10 protein-coding genes are annotated in these 25,101 nt (G+C 43.4%); 4 read left to right on the forward strand and 6 right to left on the reverse strand.

The window, feature by feature from the left end; translation table 11 throughout:
- Positions 1-197 precede the first annotated feature (197 nt).
- The 6 genes from D0T84_RS08205 to D0T84_RS08230 form a co-directional block, all read right to left on the reverse strand.
- Entirely contained in the window at positions 198-1,904 is a 1,707-nt protein-coding gene (locus tag D0T84_RS08205; protein WP_163307400.1) for a cellulase family glycosylhydrolase, read from the reverse strand.
- Positions 1,905-1,916: 12 nt separating this feature from the next.
- The gene (locus tag D0T84_RS08210) at positions 1,917-4,007 is read right to left on the reverse strand and encodes a hypothetical protein (RefSeq protein WP_185155714.1); all 2,091 of its coding nucleotides are present in this window, start codon (positions 4,005-4,007) and stop codon (positions 1,917-1,919) included.
- Positions 4,008-4,042: 35 nt separating this feature from the next.
- The gene (locus D0T84_RS08215; protein WP_185155715.1) at positions 4,043-5,809 is read right to left on the reverse strand and encodes a hypothetical protein; all 1,767 of its coding nucleotides are present in this window, start codon (positions 5,807-5,809) and stop codon (positions 4,043-4,045) included.
- A gap of 113 nt (positions 5,810-5,922) precedes the next feature.
- Complete coding sequence (locus D0T84_RS08220) at positions 5,923-7,596, reverse strand: RagB/SusD family nutrient uptake outer membrane protein (protein WP_163307401.1); 1,674 nt, start codon at positions 7,594-7,596, stop codon at positions 5,923-5,925.
- Positions 7,597-7,616: 20 nt separating this feature from the next.
- Positions 7,617-10,730 (reverse strand): SusC/RagA family TonB-linked outer membrane protein, encoded by a 3,114-nt coding sequence (locus D0T84_RS08225; RefSeq protein ID WP_370525473.1) that lies wholly within the window; start codon positions 10,728-10,730, stop codon positions 7,617-7,619.
- A 212-nt stretch (positions 10,731-10,942) separates the two neighbouring features.
- Positions 10,943-13,777 (reverse strand): TIM-barrel domain-containing protein, encoded by a 2,835-nt coding sequence (locus D0T84_RS08230; protein ID WP_163307403.1) that lies wholly within the window; start codon positions 13,775-13,777, stop codon positions 10,943-10,945.
- Positions 13,778-13,982: 205 nt separating this feature from the next.
- On the opposite strand from D0T84_RS08230, the gene D0T84_RS08235 reads away from it, so the two are divergent.
- The 4 genes from D0T84_RS08235 to D0T84_RS08250 all read left to right on the forward strand — a co-directional run bounded on the left by D0T84_RS08235 (position 13,983) and on the right by D0T84_RS08250 (position 25,101).
- Complete coding sequence (locus D0T84_RS08235) at positions 13,983-18,083, forward strand: hybrid sensor histidine kinase/response regulator transcription factor (RefSeq protein ID WP_163307404.1); 4,101 nt, start codon at positions 13,983-13,985, stop codon at positions 18,081-18,083.
- A gap of 95 nt (positions 18,084-18,178) precedes the next feature.
- On the forward strand, positions 18,179-20,362 hold the full coding sequence (locus D0T84_RS08240; RefSeq protein WP_163307405.1) for a glycoside hydrolase family 3 C-terminal domain-containing protein: 2,184 nt from the start codon (positions 18,179-18,181) through the stop codon (positions 20,360-20,362).
- Positions 20,363-20,376: 14 nt separating this feature from the next.
- The gene (locus tag D0T84_RS08245) at positions 20,377-22,731 is read left to right on the forward strand and encodes a TIM-barrel domain-containing protein (protein ID WP_163307406.1); all 2,355 of its coding nucleotides are present in this window, start codon (positions 20,377-20,379) and stop codon (positions 22,729-22,731) included.
- Between the two features lie 3 nt (positions 22,732-22,734).
- Positions 22,735-25,101: a glycoside hydrolase N-terminal domain-containing protein gene (locus D0T84_RS08250; protein WP_163307407.1), complete on the forward strand. Its 2,367-nt coding sequence runs from the start codon at positions 22,735-22,737 to the stop codon at positions 25,099-25,101.

The following is a 25,101-nucleotide window of genomic DNA, read 5'->3' on the forward strand; positions in this document are numbered from 1 at the left end:
TGTTAGTGGATAATTGACAGTGGATAATTATCAATTGTCAACTGTAACTATCAACTATTCATTGTCAAACCTTAAATTTAGAAAATAAAAGCCGGAAAATCACATCCGGCTTTCATCATTTTCAACCTTAATCTCCATAAAAACCTGTGAACAAGAATTCACAATCTATTTTCATATCTTTATGCGTTCAGTTTACCTTAAAAAGGATAGCTTCCTGCTTTCGCTCCTTTCAGTATACCATCCATAGCATAACTGTCTTTTATATCACCTGTACTACGATTCACCACTAAACCTGTATCCCAGTAGAAAGGAACCAATCCGTGATTCTTAGCTTCACGGGTTACTGTTTCGTCATAAATATTGCGTGATTTGTCATGAGCTTCCTGATTTACGCCGAGGCCTGTGTGGTGCGTGATGGCGCCATACTCTCCCAGTATAACCGGAATACCTTTATCAACAAACTGCGTCTTCATCTTGGCAAAAAGAGACTTCATCTCAGCTACATCGCCCGAAGTTGCATTACGATCTGAACCCGCAACCATGTAGTCGCCCCAGAAATAAGCCATCTTACCCCAGGATTCATCTTGTGTCAAGCCACAGAATGTCCACGGATTGTAGTAGTGCACCTCCATCATCAAACGATTGGAAACGACATCGGCCGGCATACTACCAAACAAATCACTCGTTTTGTCAATATCTGTATTCGGACCTTGAACAATCAGGTTGCGTACAGCATTATTCCCACCCGTAGCACGCACGGCATCCACAAACGTTTGCTCATAGGTAGCCAATACCGCCATCTTTTCGGCTGTATCTGCGTTAGGTTCGTTGCACCCGGCAAAAAGCAGATGTTCATCGTAATGGTTTAGTTTGTTGGCAATCTGTGTCCACAGGGCATGCTGTTTCTTGTTGTTCTCATCCTGTTTGTCAGGTGTACAGTTATTTTCGAGCCAGCCACCGTCCCAGTGAATGTTTACAATAGCATACATATCATTGGCTACACAGTAACCGACCACCTCGTTTACGCGATCCAGCCAGCTATCCTGAAGCTTATAGGTAGCAGCATCTTCTATATACTGATCCCATGCACAAGGAATACGGATAGCATTAAACCCAAGCGCTTTTATTTTCTTCACATAGAGATCGGTCACCTTAGGGTTACCCCAAGCGGTTTCGCTACCAATGGCTTCGAGTGTATTCCCAATGTTCCAGCCTGCATACATTTTGGAAGCCAATGCTAAGGCATCGCTCTCCATTCCTATGCCGGAAAGGTTTATAGCAAGCTGGTTTATGGTTACTGTTTCGGTAAGTTCACCCAGTGTGAAGGTTATAGTTCCCGAACGGGCAGCATTATAATTGGTTGCCACCTTGAATGTCAGGGTCTGTTCTACCATCGCTTTGGTAGCTGCTTCGGTAATCCAGCTATCGTTACAAGTTATGGTAACATTTCCATTCGTAGTCAGTTTCACCTGAATATTGGCTCCTTCGCCCGGTACGTCATTAAATGTAGTTTGCGCTACAATTAAACCATCCGCAGCAGATTGAGTTACATTGACAGATTCCGTTATACTTCCGGCTTTTACGGTTAATGTAGTCGAACGGTCTTCTGTAGTTGTATTCGGATCTACGGTAACGGTAAACTTATACACTGTTGCCGAAGTAGATGTGGCTGGCACCACATGGCACCAGCTTACATCGTTACTTATCACCTCTAATGCTACATTCGACTGAATGGATAGAGTTTCGGCCCCTCCAGCTTTAGCAAAAGGCATGTTCGGATTGGCAATGGTGATTTCGGGTGATACCGGATCATCATCACTGCTCGAACAGGCTGTTGCTGTAAAGATGAAGAATAGTATGACTATCCAACTCCATCGGGTAAATGGTTTTATCATCATCTTCATGTATTTTATATTTTATTTTTTTCCAGGTGTAATCACCTTATTTATTGTCACATTTACTTTGGATGCATCTACCAAATCTTTCCAAAGATCATATAGCTCGACTGTCCAAACCACTGCGCCTGCACAATCTCCTTTGAGATATGTGTACACCTGGTAAGTTCCATCACCGGTAACCGTAGCGCTGCCATAATTTGCGCCTCCCCAGTAGCTAGGATCCCAACTTGCGGCTGCATAGCTCAGTTCCGTCTTGTAACTGCCGGAAGCTCCGCTCGCCAAATTGCCGGTAATACCGCCGATAGTGAAATCAACTAGCATCAACCCATTAAACAACAGGCTGTTGTTGTAATAGCCCTGAGCCGCAGCTCCTGAAGTACTGTATTCATTATAAATCTCAATACGGCCGTCTGTTCCGTTTCCATCTTTATTATTGAAGCTAACGATGGATTGATTAACAGCCTGCTCTACATCAGCATCCAGTTTAATAGAGCTAACCTCTACTCCTACCTTAGACGTATCGGCAATATCAGCCCACAAATCCTTGATATCGATACAGAATACGACTGCACCATTTGCCTGAGCTGTTACTTCCATCCATACAGTGTAAGTACCATCGCCATTAACCATTGCTTCGTACTTGCCCATATTGAGTTCTGACCAGTAGCTTACACCCCAGGTAGGATCTGAATATTCAAGGCCTGCCACATAAGAACCTGCCGCACCACTCTTCAAATTATCTGTAATTCCAGTAAGAGCGAAAGTTACAACCATATTCTTAGAAAACTTGATAGAAGTAGGGTCGATTGGAGAATTTCCATTTGTAGCGCCGTATTCATTATAAATTTCGATACGCAAACGGCCATTGCTTTCCAAATCGCCAAAGACTAATTTACCAGAGTCCGGATTCACCACCGCATATGCACGGACAGAACGGAGACTAAGCCCGAGGCTACGTCTTGAGAAACCGGTTTTAGCTGATGAACTATCGAAAGTCAATGTATTTGAGTAATCATTGTTGACAGAATATGCAGTACCGCTCCAGTAATAACCCGCAGCATCTGCAACGGCTGTTTCGCCCTCGCGATATCCGGCAGCCGGAAGGAATATGCTATTTCCATTATTTGCAGTAAACCGCATACCTTGCACACCCTCAACGGTTTCCCACGTCTGTGTGGTATTATTCACCAATTCAGCTATCTGTGCTTTTGTAGGCATCTGGCTCTTCATTGGTGAGTCTCCATCGAGGTTCAGGTTGAATATAATATCTTCGGTTGTACCGGCAATATCTGTAGAGAGATAATCCTCCAGTTTGTTCGAAGTCAGCATTGCCGTTTGATCTCCATAGCCAAAAAGTGTTCCGGCATCACTCTCCGTATCGGCACCAATATTAGATGAAGCCCACATCACACTCAGTCCCAAGTCAACATATTCCATCGCCTGTGTAGCTGTAGTCAGTTTCTTAGTTTCACCGTAAACATAACCTTCGCCTACTTTTGCATAAGCTGCATAATAATAGGTAGTACCCGGCAGTAATCCACCAACAGTAGTCAACTCGCGATTGATACCTGAGGTAACACCATTAGCCGAAAGAGCTAGTTTTACACCTGTTTCAATTGTTCCAAGTCCTTCTGTTCCGGTTATATTTGCAGAGAAAGTGGCCTTGCTGAACGTAACATCTGTTGCGTCATTTGTAGTAACTACCGCATTGGTAGCTACAAACGACTTGACATCGCCAAAATAAGTAACTTTATTCTGAAGCGTAACATATGTTGCATAGTAATAGGTAGTACCTGTTGTCAACCCGCTTAAACTGGTTGTTACATTGCCACTCTTGTCAGCCGTACCGCTTTTCTTCGTACCCGAGGTAGTGGGGTCGGCATTTGTACTATAGTAAGCACCCACTTCGTAAGAAGCAGACGATACCAGATTAAGGTCTTTTACTGTACCCTGAACTTCGGCAGAAACAGCAGTTACTGTTGCTGAACCTGTGGTAATTTCAGAGATAATTTCACCAGCCCGGATGCTATAATCATCATCTTCGTCGCACGATGTGGCAAACAGAGTCACCATCAACAAAAGAATTCCTGATAAATATTTTAATTTCATGTTCTTTTTCTTTTTAAAGATTATCATCTAAATGGTTATTCTTCGATAAAAGGAGTACCGTTATCCATATTAACTGTTATCGTAACCGCTATGCTTGAACTGAACACATAATTAGGTGCAGTACCAGCAGTAGCCCCCCACGGATTAATGATATAACGGCGGGCAGTGGTTTCGGCATCCCCAAGTCCACGCTCAATAGCAGAATCGTCGAAGCTGATGCTCTTACCGTCAACCTTAATATCTTTAATCGCCACATCCATATTCGGATTGTCTTTCAATATCTTCTCAATATCCAGATACATGCCATAAGGCTCGCTGCTTGCTCCCAAAACCGACAATGTATAATCTCCGTTTCCTGAGATGAAAACAGCATCGCTATAAATGAAAGTCCAACCTGTATCAAAATAGTTAAGAGTAGACTTATAGGTTGCCGCAGCACCTTCTACCTGAGGTACTAACTGATAACCCATGTACTGATACAGATTTCCCTGGTCGTCAAGCTCCTGACTTCCCACCCACAGGCTTGTAACGGCTCCGGTGTAATCACTTGTTTCGTAAGACATGATACGCAACGTCCTGTCGGCATTTGTTTTGAATACAGCCTGACCATCGGTAGAGAGAACTATTTGAGGAAGTGCATCGCTGAAAGTATAGATACCATCATTGCTCAAGGTATATTTACCTTTATACTCCTTGCCTTCCATATCAGTAAATGTATACTCACCTGTTCCGCTGTTCAGTACCAGTGTGATTTCTTCGATGCCACTTAGCGCAGATACCGAAGTGATTTTTTTCAGCGAACCATCCAGATTGCACCAGTCAAATGCAGGATCGCCGGAAAGTTTATAGGTGATTACCAGATTTGTCTTAGGCTCTACATAGTCTCTCCAGCCATCAGGCAATGTAGGGTAAACCTCTTGTGCCGGTGCTTCATAATTATCAGCATAATCTTTGCTCACAAAATTCCAGATAATCCACCAAGGATCTTCTCCTGAAGTTGCTTTCTCGCGCAGGATACCTACCCTCAACTGGTTTTCTGTCAGGTTCAGTATTTTCAGGTTTCTCTTCCAGTCGCTTGTCATATTGTCCCATCCTGCTGTATGCAATAACTCAGCATCTGTGAAGGTGATAGTGTGTCCATCTGTATCCAGCATAAATGTCCCTGTTGTTAGGCCTGAACCGCCAGACGACTGATCGTCAACCGTTACATTCGCACCATTAATCAGGTCGAAAGTCATAGAACTGTTCCATATCGCATCGTCTGCTGTTTGGCCTGCAGCCGGATCCCAGTTAGAAGTCCAGTTGTTCCATTCTACTGTTCCGCCCGGATCGGCATACGAAATTTCACCGGAAGCCAGACCATACTTACCATTATCAGGAATCCATGTTTTAGACGCACCAACGCCACCGGTCAACATTGTCCAAAGTTCGTGGGTTACAAAGCCGGCATAGAAATCATCAACAGTAAATGTAACCGGTTCTCCGTAAACTACGCCACTGCGGGTTTGAACACCGAATGTAACCGTATAAGTTCCCGGAAACGGCATTTTCAGAGTCATCTCTTGTTTCTGGCTACGCCCCTGTGGAGTTTCCCAAAGGGAGGTATAACCACTTCCCATCAAACTTTTCAGATGAATGATATTCGGATTGCTTGCATCATGAGTAACGGTATAAGCAATACCCTCTACCAAATCATCCGGAGTTACATCAACCGCTCCCAAACTATGATCATCGGGCGAACAAGCGGAGAGAAGCACAACTATGCTTGCTATAAATGAATATATATAAGATTTCAATTTCATACTATATTATTTTTAAAGGTGGTATGGAAACTCGCATAACAAAATCATCATGGTCTTTAGAGAGTTGCTATTTATGCTCGTTTTCATAATCTTTTAGTATTAGTTATTATACATTACCATCCGGCATTTTGGTTCAACATACCGTCAGCCAATGTAATCTGGTTATAAGGAATCTGGCTAAGCCCCTTTGTAGCACGAAGACGATCGGCATTAATCGTAACCACGTCCGGAGTACCACCGCTGTAGACAGAAGTTGTCGTTGCCAGTTTGCTTGCAGCATAATCTACTCCCTGACGGAGCAAGTCCCAGTAATTGATACTTTCGAAAGCAAATTCTAAAGCACGCTCCTGCATGATATTGGTTTGTGTTGCAGGAAGAGTCGCATAGTTTGAAGACAACACCCCATCTGAGGTATAAGCCCGCTTGCGTACCTGATCGAAATAACTTTGTGCGTTAGAACTTCCCAGTTCGGCAGCCATCAGCAATACGTCCGCATAGCGAATGAGTACATAATCCTGATGATTGGCTATCTGGAAGTCACCGGAGCCATCCTCTTTGGATGCAGAAGTACCATCAGCAAAACAGAGCGGAGAATATTTCTTCACGGCATAACCTGTATATTCGCGTTGATCTTTGTAACTGGCATCAAAGTCGGCAAGTGTGGTAATCCCTTCGCCTACCAAGTCGATGATGGAAGCTGTGCGGCGTGTATCTCCTGTTTTAAACTGGTTCACAAATGCCGGATTGACAGTCAGTCCTCCCCAACCTTTTCCATAAGGAGCAGCATTGAGCGAACGCATACCTACCATTACCTGCCAACGGTTACCGTCGTTGTTTCCATTATAGTCCTGCGAACTGGTAAACTTCATGGCAAGAACAGTTTCACTGTTGCCATCGCCGGCATAAGAACCCAGCAACGTAGTCATATCGCCAACCTCAGCAACACCGGCAGAAGCGGCAGGCCATAGATTTTTAAATTCGCTTACCAAGCTAAATTCGTTGGAACTGATTACATCTTCTACTGCAGCCAGAGCTTCCGCTTTGGTAGCATTTGCCGGTTCCGCTCCATAATATCCTGTGTAGAACAAGTATGCGCGTGCGAAAAGTGCTTCGGCTGCATACTTTGTGATGTGTCCATCATTACTTGCCGCGTTTACTTTTGGGTAAGCATCAGCAGGAATATTTTGCATAGCATACTTTAAATCGTCAAAAATGAGAGTGAATACTTCTGACGGGTCTGCCTGCGGACGGTTTTCATTCACCGGAGCCTCAAATAAAGGAATATTTCCCCAGAGACGTACCATATCAAAATAGAGGAATGCTCGAATTGCGCGACATTCTCCCATATAGGTTCCGCGCTTGCTGTTATTCTCGTTCCAAGAAACTTGCTCTTCGCGCGATATCAATTCATTGCAACGGTAAACGGCTGCGTAATAATTCTTCCAATCGGTTTCGTATAGATTCAAATCGGCCGGCGATTGCGAAATATCGAAACGATCGATAGCCTGATAGCCGCGTCCATCGGCATTACCTGTTGCGCCGAAGCACTCGTAACTCATGGTTTCAGCTCCCAGATAAAAACCTGTACCCATAGCCGAAGATGTCTGACGCCATCCATCGTAACAGCCAATCAGAGCGCGCCAAACATCGCTCTCATTCTTATAAGAAGTACCTGTAGTAGACTCAGTCTTAGATTCTACATCCAGGAAACTGTCGGAGCAGGAATTTAACCCCAAAGTTAAACAGAGGGCTCCCGCTACTAATATATTGTATTTTATTTTATTCATTTTTCTTGTGCTTTAGTTCGTTAGAATTTAAGATTTACACCAAAAAGGAATGTACGCGGACGAGGATAATAACCTACGTCAACACCTGACACCCAACCATCTGTACCATAACCGATTTCCGGATCCATGCCATCATATTTGGTAAATGTAAAGGCATTCTGTACCTGAGCATAAAGACGCGCCTGGCTGATAAACTTGAGATTGATCAACCGGGCTAAGTCGTAACCAACAGTAATGTTACTGATACGCAGGTAGTCGGCATCCTGCACATAGAGGTCGGAGAACTGCCAGTTGATATTCTGTTGTGTCACACGAGGAATCTTGTTGCTTGTACCTTCACCTGTCCAACGATCGAGAATAGCCGTTGTGTAGTTTGCATATACATTGGTGTGTCCGCGGTAAGACTGTACAATTTGCTGGCCTGCCGCACCATTTGCTACGAGTGAAAAATCGAAACCTTTGTACTCGAAACCGAGATTGAATCCGAATGTAAAGTCAGGCATACCATTGCCTAGATTTACCTTATCTTTATCATCAATCACACCATCGTGGTTTACGTCAACGTATCTTACATCTCCCGGCTGCACGTCGCTCTGAAGCACGCCGTTACCCGCAGCAATCCAGTCACTGATTTCCTGTGTATTCTGGAACAGTCCGGCAGTTTTGTATCCCCAGAAGTAACCGATAGGCTTCCCGTTCTCAGCACGGTAAAACTCAGGCGTATTATCATACAATTGGTTGGTCTGGCCATGTATGGTACCATCGTCTGTAGGGATACTACCTACCTTATTTTTATTATAGGCACCGTTCAATCCAATATTATAATGAAAATCATTGCCAATGCGGTCGTTCCATGTCAAAGCTAACTCCACTCCGGTATTCTTTACGCTACCACCGTTAATAAAAGGCGCTCCCGCACCCACCGTAGCCAGAATAGGGGCTTGCACCAGCCAGTCTTTAGTGTTTTTGATATAAAAATCGAAGTTCGCACCTAAACGGCCATTCAGCATGCGGGCATCGAAACCGATATTTGTTTGTTCGGAAGTTTCCCATGTTATGTTTTCATTCGCCAAACGGCTTGGATAAGCACCCCAGTTGTTTGCCAGGTTTTGAGCCGAGCCGGCGTCATTATACCCATTTGTACCAAACAGGTAGTGCGTATTGGAGCTACTCATCGGAGCCAAGTATTGGTAATTATCAATATTCTGATTACCCACCTGTCCCCAACTTGCACGCAGTTTCAGGAAGTCAAGCCATGATCTGCTGCTCTCCATAAATGCTTCGTTGGTAATTGTCCAACCGGCCGAAACAGAAGGGAAATAACCGAAACGGTTGCCACTGGCAAAACGGGAAGAACCGTCTGCACGCAAGGTAGCATTCAGCATATAGGTCTCTTTCCAGTTCCAACCCAAGCGAGCGAAATAAGAAACACTACGCGCTTCATCATGCGGTTTACCCTCTGCGCTTAAGCCGTCTGTAGTAGAGGTTGCAGTACCGTTATTAATATAAGCATAATTCCATGTATCAAAACCTTCTTTGAGTATCCCATTGTTGGCTCCCAGATACGTTCCCGAATAACGGTAAGATTCCATACCTAACAGGGCGTTGAAAGAGTGGTCGTTCATCTGCCAGTCGTAAGTCGCAGTATTTGTCCAGGTCATACTCAAACCATGATTCATGTTCTGCGCTACTTTAGTGCTGGTATCGTTATAGCTATAAATGCTGAAATGATAGAGCGGCGTAAAACTGCGGTACTCACTCGAATTATAAACAGCGCCAAATACGGTGCGTATCTTCAGGTTCTTATAGGGTTCTATCTCAGCATAAACATTGCCGCTGAATGTGGCTGCCTTGTTTTCGTTGTTGGTATTGGTCATCATCGAGCCGTAAGGATTGCCTTCGCCATTGTACCAATCGCTATTGCTTGTATCGTTGTACGGAGAATCATAAATGTTATTATCACTATAAATAGGCGCTAAAGGTGATGTTCCAAAAGCACTTCTCAACGTATTGTTATATTGATTACCTACGTTGACACCATTGTTTTTCCTATATATAAAGCTTATTTGTTCACCTACTTTCAGGAAGTTATTGAACAGTTTGTGTTCAGAGTTGAAACGGAAGTTGTAGCGTTCGTAGTTAGATACGTCAGAGCCTCCTACAATACCTTCCTGATTCATATAACCCAACGAAAGAGCGTAAGTCGAAGTTGCCGACCCGCCAGTAACACCCAGCGTGTAGCTCTCTGTGGTAGCATCGTCTTTAAACATCGCATCAACCCAATTGGTATTGTAAACATTTCCATTGGCATCATAAATAGACTGGTAGCCGCTCCAGTTATATGCCGCGTTTCCACTGTTGAGAGCCTGCTCATCCATGATTGTCATGTATTGGCTTGCATTCAGCATCTTCGCCTTGCGGGCTACATTCTGAATGCCATAATAAGCGTCAAAGCTGACTTGCGCTTTACCCTCTTTCCCTTTTTTAGTGGTAACCAGTACTACACCATTGGCGGCCTGAGCACCATAGATGGCTGCCGAAGCTGCATCTTTCAATATGTCGATGCTCTCGATATCGGCAGGGTTGAGGGTAGAAATATCGCCGCCCACACCATCAATCAAATAGAGCGGACCGGCATTTCCAACAGTACCTAAACCGCGGATACTTACCTTCATGTCACTGCCCGGCTGTCCGGAAGTAGAAGTGATACTCACACCGGGAGTCTGTCCTTGCATAGCCTGTAGTGGATTAGTCGTATTCAATTTGGCTATGTCGTCGCCTTTCACCTGCACGGTAGCACCCGTATTCAGTTTTTTCTTCTGCACACCATAACCGATAGCTACTACCTCGTTCAATATATTGGCTTCTTCGTCCAATTCGATATTGAATACAGTTTGTTGTCCTACAGGCATCGACTTAGAAGTAAACCCAATATAAGAAATCTCAATTGTCGCATTTTCTTTTACTGTTAAAGTAAATTTCCCATCAATATCAGTCATTGTACCATTTGTTGTACCTTTTTCTGCTACAGATGCACCTATTAAGGGTTCTCCGGCAGAAGAAACGGTTCCTGATATTTCACGTACCGACTGTGCATACAGCCCAGCCGCAGAGAGCAAACCGATAATCATCATCAGATATACTCTCCGCAAACAAAGGCAACTTGTTTGCTGAAATAATCTTCTCATTTTTTCATTCATGGTTTTTAGTAGTATTAGTGAATGTGAATTAAAAGTGATTTTATGTAGTTATAATAATTCCATTTTTCATGATATTGAACATTCAATGGTTTAAGGATTTAAGATTATTTTTTACACCATCAAACCCTTAAACCTTCGAATTTTATTTATTCAGATATCTTTACAGTAACTTTCTTTCCATTGTACTTCACTTCCGAAGCAGTGTTTTTCTTTCCTTTTACAATCCATTCTATATTGAATGTCCTGTCTTTCGGCATTCCGTTGTATTCTCCTTTTATATCGTCTATTGTTAGTACTTTCGATGCTTCATCGTAAGAGAATTTTATAGTGGAATATGCATCTTTTTCATAGTTATAGTTGACTCCTTCGTCTTCGTACAATGTAAATTCTCCGTCCTTACCTGTGTATACTTTCACTGTAAGGTCAGCCTGGACTTCTTTGGTTGACTGGATGTCTGTACCCATCGGTAATATGGCGCCTTCTTTTACAAACAATGGTATGCGTTCGTAAGGGGCTGATACTTTCATTGTTTTACCGCCTGTGATATATTCTCCTGTCTCGTAGTTATACCAGTTGGTATTGGCTGGGAAATAAACATCACGTGAAGTGGATTTATATGTATATACCGGACATACCATCAGGCTCGGGCCAAACATATACTGGTCGCTGATATTGTGAGTAATAGCATCGCCGCCGAAGTCCATTACCATAGCGCGCATAATGGTATAGTCGTTGAACCATGTCATACCTGCCAGTGAGTAGATATATGGCATCATCCGGTAACGAAGCTTGGTATAGTAAACCATGCTGTTGTATGCAGGGTGTCCTTCCGGTGCTATATTATATATCTCACGGTAAGGGTATTGTCCGTGGCTGCGGAACAGAGGGCAGAATGCGCCGAACTGGAACCAACGGGCGTTCAGCTCCCGCCATTCTTTCAGGTCTTCGGAACCCTCCTTAGCCTGTTCGTAACGCTTCTCTACACAGAAACCGCCGATATCCATTGTCCAGTACGGGATACCCGACATCGCAAAGTTCAGTCCGGCTGAAATCTGTGCTTTCATATCTTCCCAGCGTGTACCTATATCGCCGCTCCATGTAGCTGTGGAATAGCGTTGAAGTCCGGCAAAGCCTGAACGGGTAAGCAGGAATACGCGATCGTTCGGATTAACGGAGCGTTGTCCGTCATAGATAGCTTCGGCATTCACCAAGGCATAGGCATTGAAGTATTCTGTTGAAGGGCCTAAGGCTGTAGGGGTCATCAGGTCTTTGCGGTACTGTATGCTTGCATTGGACAAGATATCCGGTTCGGAGGCGTCCATCCACCAAGCATCTATACCTTTAGAGTATAGTTTATCATTCATCTGGTTCCAGAACATCTTACGAGCACCCTCGCTGTATGCGTCATAGAAGCCTGCTATATAACCCGTACCAATCCAGTCGCGGATACTGTCTTTAACTGCACGGTTAAACATCCAGCCTTTTTCATCAAATGCTTTGTAGTTGTCTGTCGTATAATAGAACTTAGGCCATACCGATATCATAATACGTGTATCCATAGCGTGTACGCTATCAATCATTGCTTTAGGGTCTGGGAAACGTGCCGCATCGAAGTCATGGCTGCCCCAGGCATCCTGTGGCCAGTACGACCAGTCCAGTACGATATTATCAATAGGGATTTTTCTGTCGCGATACTCTTTCAATGCGCCGAGTAGTTCATCGGATGTCTTATAACGCTCGCGGCTCTGCCAGAAGCCCATCGCCCATTTTGGCATAATCTGGGATTTTCCTGTAACGGTACGGTAGCCTTTGATGACTTCATCGGCATTGTTTCCACGGATGAAGTAATAATCAATCTCATCACCCATTTCTGACCACAGGGATAGTTTGTTTTGCTCTTCAGCCGGTCTTGGGCTTAACGCTTTCAAGCCTATATAAGAGATACCACCGTCTGGTTTCCAGTCCAGCTTGATTTTGCGTTTTTCGCCGGCTTTCATATCCACAGTGAATTTGTAGCTGTTAGGATTCCAGGCGGTACGCCATCTTTCGGGCACGATTACCTGTCCGTCCATATATATAGTGGTGTAACCTGCGTAGTAGAGGATAAAATGATATTTGCCTGTTTCATTTGCTTCTATTTCCCCGTCCCAGGTAATGCGGGAATTGTAGAACGGGAAATCCTGTGGGAATTTTTTTACGGTTTCCAGATTTTCGTAGTCAATTTGTTTTTCTGTTCTTTCTACGAATACATTATTGGGGTCGGCATTGACCATATAGGTAGCAGTCAATCCGCCTTCTTTGCCTGTTTTATCATATAGCTTGAACTGGTCGAGGTCGAGGTAATCGCGGGAATCTCCGAATTTGGTCAGGGAGTAGTTGTCCCAAAGTATTCCATAGTTTTTATTAGAAAGCACAAATGGAACGGACACCTTTGTATTATACTGGAAAAGCACTTCGTTCTTTCCTTTATAATTAAATTCGTCAGCCTGATGCTGGCCCAGTCCGTAAAAGGCTTCGTCAGCCGGAGATTCGAACACCTGCTGCAAAGTATAGGCTTTCTTGCCTTCTACCTCTATATCGGAAAAGTGTTTGCCGCCGCCTTTGTTTTCTGCCAGAAGAACATTGCCTTCTGTATCTGAGAAAGTAACTTCTCCGGTGGTAAGGGAAACGGAGGCGATAGTTGTTGCCGTTTTCAGTACGATGTTTCCATTTTCTTCTATTGCATCCCAGCCTGTGGTTTGTCCTTTGTCGAATACGGTGACAAGGCTTTTCTTATCTGAGAATTTTCCGTCAGGGGTTGCCGATACTCGGATAATATCATCATTGATAACCTGTAGCCTGACATTTTTAGTAGTGTGAGCGCTATCTGACTTCAATGTCACTATTACCCCATCGCTTGTTTTCTGATAAGGCCCGCTTTTGCAACCAATGAATAGAGACATTGATAGTAAGCCAACCCAAAGCAGTTGTTGTTTTCTCATGGTAATTATAATTATGGTTTTAATTTCATTGATACAAAATTATCCAGGAGCAGCCAGAAGAGCTTTCTTGAATGTTTTTAATACGAGTGTTAAAGATTTTAAACAGGGGGTTAAATGTTTCCATTCAGGGATTAAAATGCTAACAGCACACGGTCAATCCCTTTTATTTAGGTAATTTTGTATTGAACAAACCTGAATCATTCCAATGAAAAAGTTATCTCTCTTATTTTTGCTCTCATTATTCATATTATTTATCCATGCTCAACAATTCGAGTTTTCTCATCTGGACAATTCCAACGGGCTATCGAACAATCAGGTGGAATGCATATTCAAGGACAGCCGGGGATTTCTATGGTTTGGCACTAATATGGGGCTGAACAGGTATGATGGCATCAACTTCAAAACATACAAACATCTAAAAAAAGACGGCAAAAGCCCTTCCTTCGACAAATTCACGAAAATACAGGAAGATATCAACGGGAATCTGTGGCTACGTTCAAGCGCCTATATAATTTACGACTGGAAATCCGAAACTTTTATTAACAATATAGATTCCGTCCTGAACAAGATAGGGCTACCTCCTACTCCGGACATAATAGAGATAGACAAAAATAAGAATCTCTACATCACCTATTCAGGGATAGGAATATATAAATATGAAACAGCTTCCCATAAAAGCACATTATACAAGCATTCTGATGACACCAACCACCTGCATTCTTCAGAGATATCCGACATTAAGGTAAAAGATGGCTATGTGTGGATTCTTCACAAAGATGGCGTCTTGGAACGGTTAAACACACAAAGTGGAAAGATAGACATACACAATACTTTTTTTAAAGAAAACAACCTGAATGCGACAATCGTAAAGTCGCTGTTTATAGATTCGGATAACGATGTATGGCTCTATCCCGGCATAGCAGACAGGGGTACGGCTTACTTCAACAGCCAGAAAGGACAATGGACGTTGTTCGATTCCGATAAGGAGATGACCTTATCCAGTAGTTTTATAAGATGTGTAGGGCAGGACAATACCGGGCTTATATGGATAGGGACAGACCACGGAGGGATTAATATTTTTAATAAAAAGAATAAAAATATCACCATCCTCAAAAACGATATATACAACAATGCCTCCCTTGCGCAAAACTCGGCAATCAGTATCTACTGCGAAGATGACGGAACCATCTGGGTGGGAACATACAAAAATGGTGTGTCTTACTATCACCCCAATTTGTTTAAATTCAAGAAATCCCCGCTGTTTCATATTTTCCAGCGGAATGCAGAAATTTTCGATTGCAACAGGCTGTACAAAGACAGCAAAAATAATCTGTGGATAGGAACAAACGGACAAGGCCTGATAAAATATAATGCAGAGACAAATAATATACAACGGTTCTTTAACAACCCAAAAGACCCAGCCAGTATATCAGCCGATATAATAACAGCCATCGAGGAAGACAGTAAGCAAACATTGTGGATAGGAACATTTTTCGGAGGGCTAAATTCATACGACGGAAGAAGTTTCAAAAGATACCAGATAGATGAAAACAACCCCAATTCGCTTTCCAGTAAAAGCGTATACGGGCTTGCGGAAGATAAGGACAACAACTTATGGATAGCAACTCTGGGAGGAGGAATCGACCGGTTGAACCCCGAAAGAAATACATTTACACACCACAACGCGAACAACAGTAAACTGAGGACAAATTATGTTGTATCAACCTTTGCCGACTCCCTGAAAAACATCTATTTCGGGACTGATATAGGCATATACCACCTGAATAATAATAAAGAAATTACACCTTACTTCACCGAACAACTCTTATCGGATTCGCTGACTACAGAATCGGTCAATTACCTGATGACAGACTCTAGAGGGCTTCTTTGGGTAGCAACCGAAAAGGGAATCAATGTTTACAATCCTTCTACAAACAAGTTCACATATGTCACCACAGCCAATGGCCTGCCGAGCGACGAAGTTGTTTCCCTGATAGAAGATAACGACAGGAATATCTGGGCCGGGACACGCAATGGGTTGGCATTTATCCATTGCAACTATGCCAATAATGATTTGGAATATACCATCTCTGTTTTTGATGTCAACGATGGCCTGCCAAGCTCGGTATTTAACCAAAATGCAATCTATAAAGACAAGGAAGGTATAATATACATAGGTGGCATCGGTGGATATGTAGCATTCGACCCGAAGGAAATTGTATTTAATCAAAATCCACCAAAACCACGGTTCACCGATTTATTAATAACAAATCAGGTGATAGAACCAAATGCAGAATACAATGGAAGGGTTATAATAGAGAGGTCGATATCTGACCTTGACGAAATAGTCCTGCACCACGGGGAAACGAACTTTACAGTACAATTCTCTGCACTTAATTTTATCCATCCGGAGAAAAGCAAGTACAGATATATGCTGGAAGGACTGGATAATAAATGGACAGAAACCAACAATGGAATAGGCGCCGCTTCTTATTCCAACCTGAATGCAGGCACATATAAACTAATCGTTTATGCAAGCAATGACGACAATGTATGGACCAGTGAGCCAATCACTCTAAAAATAATAGTGCAACCACCGTTCTGGTTATCATGGTGGGCATACATCATTTATATAATCACTTTTGCTGCTTTAATAAGACTATTCATCAAATATAAACTGAACAAGCAGAAAGAAGAATACGAGCAAGCGCAAAAGATAATGGAAGCACAGAAAGTGCACGAAGTAGACGAACTTAAATTCAAGTTTTTCACCAACATAAGCCACGAGTTCAAAACTCCACTGACACTGATACTTACTCCACTGGAAAAACTCATGAAGGCACCTGCATCCGAAGAGCAGAAATCAACAATGAATATCATGCACAAGAATGCGATGAACCTGTTGAATATGGTGAATGAAATACTCGATTTCCGCAAATTCGACCTGAATAAGATGGCACTCAATATTTCAAGGGGAAATATTATCGAATTCGCAAAAGATATCTGCCAGTCGTTCTCGTCCCTGGCCGCCGAGAAATCTATTAAACTGACGTTTACGACCTACTTGCAGGAGTTGCAAATGGAGTTTGACCGGGAAAAGATGAACAAAGTCATCTCTAATCTGATTTCCAACGCATTCAAATATACGGAAGACGGGCAAATAGATGTAAGCATTGCCATTACCGAATTATTACAAGGGGATAGTCCTGCCAGACAACTATGCCTTAAGGTATCGGATACGGGCATCGGCATAGAAAAAGAATATCTGGAAAAAATCTTCGAACGCTTCTTCCGGATAGAGAAAACGGAGAAAAACACACAGTCGGGAACAGGTGTAGGACTGCATCTGGCCAGCGAGTATATCAAATTGCACGGAGGCGAGATTCTGGTTGACAGCACTGTTGGTAAAGGTTCTACTTTTACGGTACTCTTACCAATACTGAATTCAACATATAAAGAACTAAGCAGCCAGGATATTATCCATTCGGGCGATTCATCGGCAAATGAAGTTGCAAAACCGGATATAAAATCCGCCCAGCGGGCAAACCTGCCTCTGCTGCTGATAGTTGATGACAACGAGGATTTCTGTGAATTCATTACCAGCCTGTTTATAGAAGACTATCGTGTAGTAACAGCCAACGACGGAGAAGAAGGATACACGATTGTACTCGACCAGTTGCCGGACATTATATTATGTGACGTAATGATGCCTAAAATGGATGGATATGAGTTCTGCCGCCAGGTAAAAGGCGATATTCGCACATCACATATTCCTATTATCCTGCTTACCGCCAAATCGTCGGAAGAAAACAAGTATTCGGGGATTGAGGCCGGTGCGGATGACTACATACCTAAGCCCTTCAACATAGATATGCTCAAGCTGAAAATTGCCAAGATTATCGAAAAGCAAAAGATGCTTCAAAGCAACTTCAAGAAGAAAATAGACATTTCTCCCAGCGAGATTGAAATAACATCTATGGATGAAAAGTTTGTGCAAAAAGCAGTATCCATCGTAGAAGAGAATATCGGGAATCCTGATTTTCTGGTCGAAGACCTCTGTAAGGAAATGGGTATGAGCCGTGTCTATTTCTACAAAAAGGTGCTCGCGCTCACAGACAAAACCCCTTCCGAGTTTATCCGGTTCATCCGCCTGAAACGAGCCGCCGACCTTTTGGAAAAAAGCCAGATGTTTGTTAACGAAATCGCATTTCAGGTTGGATTTAACGACCCTAAATATTTCCGCAAATACTTTAAAGAAGAATTCGGAGTAACACCGAATGAATATAAAAAGAATGTATCAAAATGATGCGGTAAACATTTTAGCCCCCATTAGGAAACATCAGTAACAGATTAAATGCCCAAGATGTAATATTTTTGCATTACTGGTAAAAAATCTATTCCATGAAAAAACTGTTATCTGTTTTCTTTTGTGTTCTATGCTTAAATACAGGCCTGAAAGCCCAGCATACTTATCCGTTTCAGAACACGGCATTGAGCGACGACAAACGGCTCGACAATCTTTTGTCACTGATGACAATTGATGAAAAAATAAACGCCTTGTCTACAAATCTGGGTGTGCCCCGCTTAGGCATTCGCAATACAGGACATTCCGAAGGGCTGCACGGCATGGCACTGGGAGGCCCCGGCAACTGGGGAGGCTTCAAGATGGTAAACTATCAGCGCGTACCCGACACGTATCCCACAACGACCTTCCCTCAGGCATACGGGCTGGGAGAGACATGGGACACCGCATTAATACACAAGGTAGCAGATATAGAAGCTACCGAAATCAGATTCTATACACAAAACGGTAAATACGCAAAAGGAGGTTTGGTTATGAGAGCCCCGAATGCCGACCTGGCACGCGACCCGCGATGGGGACGCACAGAGGAGAGCTTCGGGGAAGACCCGTTTCTGGTATCGGAGATGACGGCGGCCTTTATAAAAGGGCTGCAAGGAGATAATCCCCGGTACTGGAAATCGGCGTCACTGATGAAACACTTTCTGGCCAACAGCAATGAAGACGGACGCGACTCCACTTCATCCAATTTTGACAACCGGTTATTCCACGAATATTACTCCTACCCTTTCCGCAAAGGTGTTGAAAAAGGAGGTTCACAAGCCTTTATGGCAGCATACAACAGCTGGAACGGTACGGCTATGACCATTCATCCGGTTCTGGAAAGAATCCGTAAAGAATGGAACATGAGAGGCATCATCTGCACCGATGGCGGGGCTTTAGACCTGCTCATCAAGGCTCACAAAGCATTCCCTACCCATACCGAAGGCAGCGCAGCAGTAGTAAAAGCAGGTATAGGCCAGTTCCTCGACAATTACAAACCTTATATTTATGACGCTTTAGAAAAAGGGATGCTCACAGAACCCGATATAGACAAAGCCATCCGGGGCAATTTCTATATAGCACTGAAACTGGGATTGCTGGATGCCGACCAAACAAAACTTCCCTATGCGCATATTGGGGTTACTGACACGGTTTCGGTATGGAGGAACAAAGATGTGCAGGATTTTGTACGTCTGGTAACAGCTAAATCTGCCGTCCTGCTAAAGAATGAGAACAAACTACTGCCCCTAAATAAGAGCCAAGTAAAATCTATAGCAGTCATAGGCTCACGAGCCGATGAAGTATTACTCGACTGGTATAGCGGAACGCCGCCATATACAGTAAGCATACTTCAAGGCATTAAGAATGCAGTTGGTAATAACGTTAAAGTTATATACGAACCTTCAAATGAAACAGATAAAGCCTATCTTGCTGCACAAAAAGCAGATATCGCCATTGTCTGCGTCGGCAACCATGTATATGGCACCGACCCTAAATGGAAATATTCGCCTGTTCCGAGCGACGGGCGCGAGGCGGTCGATCGCAAAGCCTTGTCCCTCGAACAGGAAGATTTGGTAAAAATAGTACACAAAGCCAACCCGAATACAGTGATGGTATTGGTCAGCAGTTTCCCTTTTGCTATAAACTGGTCGCAAGAAAATATTCCGGCAATATTACATATTACCAACAATAGTCAGGAACTGGGGAATGGCCTTGCGGATGTTATCTTCGGAGACTTCAACCCGGCGGGCAGGACAAACCAGACCTGGGTAAAATCGATTGCCGACCTGCCGCCAATGATGGATTATGACATCCGCAACGGCAGAACCTATATGTACGCAAAAGAAAAACCACTTTATCCGTTCGGGTATGGATTAAGCTATACAAACTTCAAATATTCGGATATAACAGTATCATCTTCTACCCTGTCAAAAGGTAAGGAAATCAAGGTATCTGTAAATATCAGCAATACAGGCGATAGAGACGGGGAAGAAGTAGTGCAGCTATATGTATCTCATCCACAATCTAAAGAGGTAAGACCAATAAAGCAACTGAAAGGATTCCAACGCATTATGATACCTACAGGTGAGACTAAAATGGTTTCCTTCACTTTGAACGCTGACGAACTTGCATATTGGGATAACGATAAAGACGCATATGTGATAGAGCCGGGAGAAGTGAATATCATGATAGGCGCTTCTTCGGAAGATATCAGGCAAACAAAAGAAATACAACTAAAATAATAAATCTCAGCTTCATGAAAACACGGATTATCCTATGCCTTGTTCTATGCCTCAGCATACAACTGGCAGCACAACAAAAACGTATCTTAGGCGAACCCATAGATATGAGCCTCGATTTCAAAGATTTCCACAATACATTTTTTTTTGCCGACAAGCTGGCATCGTTTAATGCAGCAGATGGGAAAGGTAAAATCGCATGGAAACGCACATCGTTATATACCCGTCAGGCATTTAATGTAACTACGATATTGCCGCAGGATTTAAAGATGCTCGATTTTCCGGGCGAAGCCTATGTACAAGACCCCGAACTGGATTTTTCAGTAGACTTCATCACCCCGCGCACACTAAGGATACGGATGCTGACAACACCTGTGCAGCCTAAATCGTTCGATTCGCCAATGCTGGCAAAAGAGCCGGGAAAGGATAGCTCATGGAAGTACTCTAAATCGGGTAATGCACATGTTTATAAAAGTAACTACGGAAGCATAGAGATTGAAGAAAACCCATTCCGTATCACCCTGCGGGACGAAAAAGGAAAACAACTGACCGATACATGGCGCTGGTGCGACAACGACTCATCACAGGTAAAGGTTATACCTTTCAACTTTATCAAACGGGGAGTGGATAACAGCCGTGCCGTGAATCCGGTATTTTCATTATCTCCGGGCGAAAAGATATTCGGCTGTGGCGAGTCTGTGAGTAAACTCGATAAACGGGGGCAAAAAGTAAACCTGTTCGTTACCGACCCTCAAGGCCCCGAAAGCGACCAGATGTACAAGCCTGTACCGTTCTTTATGAGCAACCGTGGCTATGGTATGTTTATGCACACATCGGCTCCGGTTACCTGTGATTTTGGCAATACCTATGTAGGCGCTAATAAGCTTTTTATGGGGGATGAAGCCCTCGATTTGTTTGTGTTTATAGGTGAACCGAAAGATATACTGGATGAATATACCGAAATTGTAGGCAAACCTTCCATGCCTCCGTTATGGTCGTTTGGCACATGGATGAGCCGTATCACCTATTTCGAGCAAAGCGAAGGCTATGATGTGGCTTCAAAGCTACGTTCATACAAGATTCCGTCCGATGTTATCCACTTCGATACAGGATGGTTCGAAACAGACTGGCAATGCGATTATAAGTTTGCTCCATCCCGCTTCTCCAATCCTCAGAAAATGATAGACGACCTGAAAAAAGACGGATTCCACATTTCATTGTGGCAATTGACCTATTTCACTCCAAAAAACAAATATTTCAATGAAATAATAGAAAAGAACCTGCATGTAAAGAATTCGAAAGGAGAAATGCCTTACGAAGATGCAGTGCTGGACTTCTCCAATCCCGAAACCGTAAGATGGTATCAGGACAAACTGGCAGGATTGCTGAAAATGGGCGTAGGTGCCATAAAAGTCGATTTCGGCGAAGCTGCGCCAATGGAAGGCTTTTATGCATCTGGTCGTGGCGGCTGGTATGAGCATAACCTCTACCCGCTACGCTACAATAAAGCCGTTGCGGACATTACAAAGGAAGTAAACAACGAGAACATTATCTGGGCGCGTAGTGCCTGGGCGGGAAGCCAACGTTATCCGCTACACTGGGGTGGAGACGCAGCCAATACAGACATCGGCATGGATGCTACATTACGTGGAGGGCTTTCGTTCGGATTGAGCGGATTCTCTTTCTGGAGCCACGATATAGGAGGTTTCGTAGTAGCAGCTCCCGAAGACTTATACCGGCGTTGGCTACCTTTCGGATTCCTTACTTCGCACAGCCGCGCGCATGGTGCCCCTCCGAAAGAACCGTGGCTATACAATGACGACTTTGTAAAAGCATTCCGCCTTTCTGCCGAAATGAAATACAAACTGATGCCTTATATATATGCTCAGGCAAAACAATGCACAGAGAAAGGTTTACCGATGGTTCGCGCACTTTTCGTAGAATATCCTGACGATCCGGGAGCATGGCTGGTGGAAGACCAATACCTTTTTGGTTCTGATATCTTAGTGGCTCCTATGATGGAAACCGGAAACAGCCGCAGTGTGTATCTTCCTAAAGGAAGCTGGGTAGATTACCAGAACGGGAAAGTATATCAACAAGGATGGAATACAATAGCAACCGGTGAAATACCCGCCGTCATACTCGTACGCGAAGGCGCTGTTATTCCACATGCCGGACTGGCACAGTCTACAGACAAGATCGATTGGTCGGATATTGAGTTGAAAGTTTACGGAAACAAAGAAAAAACAACCGGATTAATTTGTCTACCTTCGGATAACAAATTAACGGATATTGTTCTTACCAAATCGGGAAATGATTACCAGGTAGAAAAAGGACAAATTGAAGGTGTAAACTATAAGATTAACAAATAAATTATGAAGCTTAACAAATTTTTTCCTTTTGTATTTATTTTCTCAGTAATAAATCTTTTTGCACAGGAAAAACAAAACGAATGGCAATACTACTTCGATAAGCCTGCTACCATTTGGGAAGAATCTGTCCCTTTGGGAAACGGACGCATTGGTATGATGCCCTGGGGCGGCGTTGAAAGGGAAAGGATTGTTCTGAATGAAATATCCATGTGGTCGGGAAACAAGCAGGACGCCGACAATCCCGATGCATACAAACATTTAGGCGAAATAAGGAAACTTCTGTTTGAAAAAAGAAATAAAGAAGCACAGGAACTAATGTACAAAACCTTTACCTGCAAGGGAAAAGGAAGCGGAGGCGCAGACTACGGAAAATTCCAGAATTTTGCCAACCTGTACATTGACTTCATCTATCCAGAAACAGCAGAAGCAACAGAATATAAAAGGATACTGGATATGAACGATGCCTTATCCAGAGTTTCTTTTATAAAAAATAATATTGAATATAAACGTGAATATTTTACATCCTTTACTGATGATATAGGAGTAATCAGATACACGGCTAATAAATCAAAAGCCCTCAATCTTAAAGTTTCGCTTCAACGTGACGAAAACTTTGAGACTTATGCCAGTGGAAACGTTCTCTATATTTTCGGACAACTGGAAGCCGGAGAAGGACATGCCGGAATGAAATATATGGGAATGGTAAAGGTTGCCAACAAAGGCGGCAAACTATCTGCGGCAAATAAGGAAATAAATATAGAGAATGCCGATGAAGTAACTTTATTCGTTTCTATGGTTACAGATTACAACAATGCAAATTACGAAAGGCAGGTATCCGATTTGATGAATAATGCCGGTAATAATTATGAGAAACTAAAGAAAAGTCATATCGAATCATATCAAAAACTTTTCAATCGCACAGATCTCACGTTAGACAAAAACAAAAATTCCGCTTTACCTATCGACAAACGACTGGAGGCCTTTGTAACAGACAAAACCGATTACGACCTGGCTGCACTGTATATGCAATATGGGCGTTACCTGCTGATATCATCCACCCGTCAGGGAAACCTACCACCTAACCTGCAAGGACTGTGGGCTCCGCAGATAAATACACCTTGGAACGGAGATTATCATATGAATATCAATCTGCAAATGAATCTGTGGGGTGCTGAGATGTTTAATCTATCGGAACTGCATCTACCCACTATTGAGTATGTAAAATCATTGGCAAAGCCGGGTAGTAAAACAGCGAAGATATATTACAACAGCCGTGGATGGGTCACACATATCCTCGGCAATGTGTGGGGATTTACCTCACCGGGTGAACATCCGTCATGGGGTGCGACCAATACGGCAGGAGCATGGATGTGCCAGCACCTGTGGGAGCATTACGTCTATACGCAGGATATTGAATACCTGAAATCCGTATATCCTACGATGAAGGGTGCAGCCCAGTTTTTCGAGGATATGCTGATAGAAGACCCAAATAATGGTTATCTGGTAACAGCGCCAACTACTTCTCCGGAGAACGCTTATATTACGCCTACAGGCGATGTGGTAAGCATCTGTGCAGGCTCGGCGATGGATAACCAGATTATCAGGGAACTTTTTTCGAATGTAGAACAGGCCGCAAATCTGTTGGATACAGATACAGAGTGGGTAAAAAGCCTCTCAGAGAAAAAACAACGCCTTGCCCCTACCACAATCGGTAAATACGGGCAGGTAATGGAATGGCTCGAAGACTATGAAGAAAACGAACCCCATCACCGCCATGTGTCGCAACTATATGGCCTGCATCCCGGATATGAGATAACATATGAGAAAACGCCCAAACTGATGGAAGCTGCCAAAGTGAGCCTCAACAGGCGTGGTGACCAATCTACAGGCTGGTCTATGGCATGGAAAATCAACTTCTGGGCCCGGCTGAAAGATGGAAACAGGGCTTACAAGCTGATTGGCGACCTGTTGAAACCTGCCGAGAACAACTGGGGTACTTATCCGAACCTGTTCAGCGCACATCCACCGATGCAGATAGACGGCAATTTCGGAGGCTCTGCCGGAATAGGCGAAATGCTTCTTCAGAGCCACGAAGGACATATCGAACTGCTTCCTTCCATTCCCGACGGTTGGAAAAATGGTAATGTAAAAGGGATGAAAGTAAGAGGAGGCGCAGAAGTCTCTTTCAGCTGGCAAAATGGAAATATCCGGCATATAAGTATAAAGGCTGATGTTGATAATGAATTTATAATTAAACTTCCTGCCGGAAGCCCTGAAATATCAGGTACGAATAATTACCGGATAGAAAACGGGAAAGTATATATGACATTAAAGAAGGGCGAGAAGGTAGAAATTAGGTATTTGATGTAG

Origin of the sequence: Dysgonomonas sp. 521, from assembly GCF_010501055.1 — a bacterium.
GTDB lineage: Bacteria > Bacteroidota > Bacteroidia > Bacteroidales > Dysgonomonadaceae > Dysgonomonas.

What these genes read in the sequence shown, in the direction of transcription:
- D0T84_RS08225 (WP_370525473.1), bottom strand. Translation starts at nt 10,730, where the DNA reads ATGATGATTATCGGTTTGCTCTCTGCGGCTGGGCTGTATGCACAGTCG.
- D0T84_RS08250 (WP_163307407.1), top strand. Translation starts at nt 22,735, where the DNA reads ATGAAGCTTAACAAATTTTTTCCTTTTGTATTTATTTTCTCAGTAATA.
- D0T84_RS08215 (WP_185155715.1), bottom strand. Translation starts at nt 5,809, where the DNA reads ATGAAATTGAAATCTTATATATATTCATTTATAGCAAGCATAGTTGTG.
- D0T84_RS08205 (WP_163307400.1), bottom strand. Translation starts at nt 1,904, where the DNA reads ATGAAGATGATGATAAAACCATTTACCCGATGGAGTTGGATAGTCATA.
- D0T84_RS08230 (WP_163307403.1), bottom strand. Translation starts at nt 13,777, where the DNA reads ATGAGAAAACAACAACTGCTTTGGGTTGGCTTACTATCAATGTCTCTA.
- D0T84_RS08240 (WP_163307405.1), top strand. Translation starts at nt 18,179, where the DNA reads ATGAAAAAACTGTTATCTGTTTTCTTTTGTGTTCTATGCTTAAATACA.
- D0T84_RS08235 (WP_163307404.1), top strand. Translation starts at nt 13,983, where the DNA reads ATGAAAAAGTTATCTCTCTTATTTTTGCTCTCATTATTCATATTATTT.
- D0T84_RS08210 (WP_185155714.1), bottom strand. Translation starts at nt 4,007, where the DNA reads ATGAAATTAAAATATTTATCAGGAATTCTTTTGTTGATGGTGACTCTG.
- D0T84_RS08220 (WP_163307401.1), bottom strand. Translation starts at nt 7,596, where the DNA reads ATGAATAAAATAAAATACAATATATTAGTAGCGGGAGCCCTCTGTTTA.
- D0T84_RS08245 (WP_163307406.1), top strand. Translation starts at nt 20,377, where the DNA reads ATGAAAACACGGATTATCCTATGCCTTGTTCTATGCCTCAGCATACAA.